The organism is Paenibacillus antarcticus (genome assembly GCF_001637225.1).
In the GTDB taxonomy this organism is placed as follows: Bacteria; Bacillota; Bacilli; order Paenibacillales; family Paenibacillaceae; genus Paenibacillus_AQ; species Paenibacillus_AQ antarcticus.
Genome location: NZ_LVJI01000008.1, coordinates 1 through 1,994, shown reverse-complemented (window position 1 = coordinate 1,994; position 1,994 = coordinate 1). Strand labels below are relative to the sequence as shown.

Sequence of the window (1,994 nt, the reverse complement as noted above, 5' to 3'; positions counted from 1 at the left end):
AGCCCGTAGCGACCAAGCATGTCGAATCGGTTCCCTTAGAAGAGTGTGCAGGAAGGGTAGCGGCAGAAATGATTATTCCTTATCCACCAGGTATACCATTGTTATATATGGGCGAGAGTATCTCTAAAGATATGCAAAAACATCTTCTTGTTCTGTCCGCAGCGGGCGCGAAGTGTCATGCGGCCGCGGACCCTGAATTACAGAGTATTATGGTCTTTAAGAAGGACAGAAAGCAGGAAAATTTATGAATGCCAAAGGTAATTTCATTACATTCGAGGGCGGAGAAGGATCAGGTAAAACAACCATTATTAGTCGATTAAGCACCTACTTTGACGATCATTCTATTCCCTACATGCTTACCCGGGAACCCGGGGGTATTACCATAGCAGAGAAAATCCGTGAAGTAATCCTGGATACAAGACACACTGAAATGGATGCTAGAACAGAGGCATTATTGTATGCAGCTGCTCGTCGTCAGCATTTAGTAGAGAAGGTGAGACCCGCTCTCGATGCAGGAACCCTAGTTCTTTGCGACCGCTTTGTTGATAGTAGTCTTGCTTACCAAGGATACGCTAGAGGATTAGGGATGGATGAGGTGTGGAGTATTAATCAATTCGCGATTGATTCTCTTATGCCAGATGTAACATTTTATTTAGATATTAAACCTGAGGTAGGATTATCTCGGATAGCAGCTAGTCAGGAACGGGAAGTGAACCGACTAGACATGGAGAACATTGAGTTTCATCATAAGGTTCGTGAAGGTTACCACATTATTGCTGCGGAGTACCCTGAGCGAGTTATTATGATTAATGCAGATCAGAGTCCATCTCAAGTGATGAATGATATTGTTTGTGAGTTGGAAAAGGGTATATTAAAGGATTTTGGCGCCTCCTTGTCAAATAAGAGTAAGTAAGTAATGACATCAATCATGTTTCGCATTCACATCAAATGGTTCAAGGATGAGATAGGGTATTTCAATCGACCTTTTATATCGAGTTGGTTGGTTCACAAATCATCAGTCCATATCAGGACTCAATTAAAAATGAGGGGGAATGCAAGATGAAATTAATCATTGCGATCGTGCAAGATAAAGATAGTAACCGTTTGTCAGGAGAACTTGTAAAAGCTAACTTTCGAGCAACAAAACTTGCGAGTACAGGAGGATTCTTACGCGCAGGGAATACGACATTTATGATTGGTATTGACGATGACCAAGTTGATGCTGTCATGACTGTTATTAATAAGAGCTGTAAGATTCGTGAGCAATTGGTCACGCCTATCACACCAATGAGCGGTACAACAGATTCTTACTTGCCTCTTCCGGTAGAAGTTCAAGTCGGTGGAGCTACCGTATTTGTAATGCCAGTGGAGCGGTTCGAACACTTCTAAACAAGAAAGATTCATTTGTTAGATCCTATTGTAGTTGAAGCTAACAAAGGCGATCGTGAATGGGGAGATATCCTTTGAAAATAAACCCGGGTTATAGACCCATCAAAAGTGAATTGCCAAACGTGGACAGTGGTGCCAAACCCCTTCTGCAAAAATCATTCTCTGATGTGATTCAACAACAGAGTCAGATCGCTTCACAAGAAGAACTAGGCCGACGCCTTAAAGAAATCCAAATGCAGGGAGATCGTCTTGCACGATCTATGACGATTCGTGAATTGAAAGCGTATCGCACGATGATCAAGCGATTCCTCGAAGACACGGTTCGTCGTGGTGTAAGCATGAAGGAAACAAGAGGCTGGGATCGACGAGGGCGTGGCAAACGTTACAAGTTAATTGATGAGTTGGATTCTGCATTGTTAGCCATGGCTGATGAATTATTAGAAAGTGAAGAGGGTAAAATAGACCTTCTGCAACAAATGGGTGAAATTCGAGGTATGCTAATCAACTTAAGTTTTTAAATAGATAGACTGAACTAAAGTTTATACTTACAAGTTCAATCATTTCTAAAGAGAATCATGGGGGTTCGACTTTAGTTCAATCTATAT

The 1,994-nt window shown here is 41.8% G+C and carries 4 protein-coding genes; all 4 read left to right on the top strand.

Translation table 11 applies throughout. The features are described from left to right. A partial coding sequence (locus PBAT_RS07435) for an Orn/Lys/Arg family decarboxylase (protein ID WP_476739343.1) occupies positions 1–248 on the top strand: 248 nt, incomplete at its 5' end. Further along, on the top strand, positions 245–913 hold the full coding sequence (gene tmk / locus PBAT_RS07430; RefSeq protein ID WP_068648124.1) for a dTMP kinase: 669 nt from the start codon (positions 245–247) through the stop codon (positions 911–913). The genes PBAT_RS07435 and tmk, both read left to right, overlap by 4 nt. A gap of 146 nt (positions 914–1,059) precedes the next feature. Further along, a complete protein-coding gene (locus tag PBAT_RS07425) occupies positions 1,060–1,389 on the top strand; it encodes a cyclic-di-AMP receptor (protein WP_068648122.1) in 330 nt (109 codons plus the stop codon). 74 nt (positions 1,390–1,463) lie between these two features. Beyond that, positions 1,464–1,907 (top strand): YaaR family protein, encoded by a 444-nt coding sequence (locus PBAT_RS07420; RefSeq protein ID WP_068592380.1) that lies wholly within the window; start codon positions 1,464–1,466, stop codon positions 1,905–1,907. Positions 1,908–1,994 lie beyond the last annotated feature (87 nt).